The sequence below is a fragment of the Ferviditalea candida genome, assembly GCF_035282765.1.
Taxonomy (GTDB): Bacteria; Bacillota; Bacilli; order Paenibacillales; family KCTC-25726; genus Ferviditalea; species Ferviditalea candida.
Genome location: NZ_JAYJLD010000098.1, coordinates 1 through 1,339, shown reverse-complemented (window position 1 = coordinate 1,339; position 1,339 = coordinate 1). Strand labels below are relative to the sequence as shown.

The window sequence follows — 1,339 nt, the reverse complement described above, 5'->3', positions numbered from 1 at the left end:
AAGGTACTTGTGGTGGAGAAGATCTTGGATGGGCGAATGACTAATGGGGAAGGAGCAGCGGCACTCGGACTGACCGTACGGCAAGTAATCCGGTTAAAACAGAAGTATTTGGCAGAAGGAGGAGCGCAGGCACTAGCACATCGGAATCGGGGAAGAAAGCCAAAACACGCTTTAACGGATGAGGTGAAGGAACGAGCAGCGGCGTTATACACAGCGAAGTACCATGGCAGCAACAATTGCCACTTTGCCGAACTCTTGGAGGAGCATGAGTCGCTGCAGCTGAGCCCTTCCAGTGTGAGACGCATCCTTCTATCGAAAGGGATCAAGCAAGCCAAGCAGCGCCGTCGAAGCAAGGCTCACCAGCCGCGTCAGCGTAAGCCACAAGCGGGGATGCTCTGGCAGATTGACGCGACACCTTACGCTTGGCTAGAGGATCGGGCTCCCGCCTTCACGCTTCATGCCGCCATTGACGATGCGACAGGCACCGTCGTCGGCGCCGTATTCCGGCCTACGGAATGCCGTGAAGGCTATTCCCTCGTCATGCAGCAGGGAATCCGCAAGTACGGCGTGCCGCTTGGCTTGTACAGTGATCGGCACACCATCTTCAGATCGCCCAACGAAAAGCTTACGGTGGAGCAAGAACTGGCCGGCGAAACGAAGCCGCTCTCCCACTTCGGTAAAGCGATGGCGGAGCTTCATATCGAGCATATCAAGGCCATCACACCGCAAGCCAAGGGGCGCGTAGAGCGGCTCTGGGTGACGTTCCAAGACCGCCTGGTCATTGAACTACGGCTACTCGGCGTGAAGTCACTGGAAGAGGCCAATGCGGCGCTGCCAAGCCTGCTGCAAAAGCACAATCGCAAATTTGCGGTCAAGCCCAAAATGACCGAATCAGCCTACATAGAGCTCGACCCTTCTCTCGATCTGGATCACGTGTTCACCATTCGACAATACCGGCAGCTCGGAGCCGGAAATACACTTTCGTACAACGGGAAGATCTATACCTTTACCAAGCCTTGCGCGTTCCGGTTCGATGCCAAAACGACCGTTGAAGTGCGTGAAACGCTCTCTGGAGAAGTGTTCGTTTGGCACAAGGGTCAGGCTATTGCGCTGATGGAGATAACAAAGCCGAAGCGTGTTGCCGAAACAAAAAAGGCGGAGCCTGCGCAGCCACGCAAACCCGCCGCCAGCCATCCTTGGAGGAAGGCTTGGAATTCTAAACAGTTACAGAATAGCACAAATTCAAAGACAGTCCAAGCCACCTAACGGTGGCTCGGAACACTACAAAAGTGACATTTTCTCGGACGAGTTAAGGTGACATTTTCTCAGACGTTTGACA

General features: G+C 54.6%; 1 protein-coding gene. It reads left to right on the top strand.

Features of this window, described 5'->3' with window-relative positions; translation table 11 throughout:
• The coding region (locus tag VF724_RS21190) for an ISNCY family transposase (RefSeq protein WP_371756223.1) at positions 1-1,266 on the top strand (1,266 nt) is incomplete at its 5' end.
• Positions 1,267-1,339: the final 73 nt, after the last annotated feature.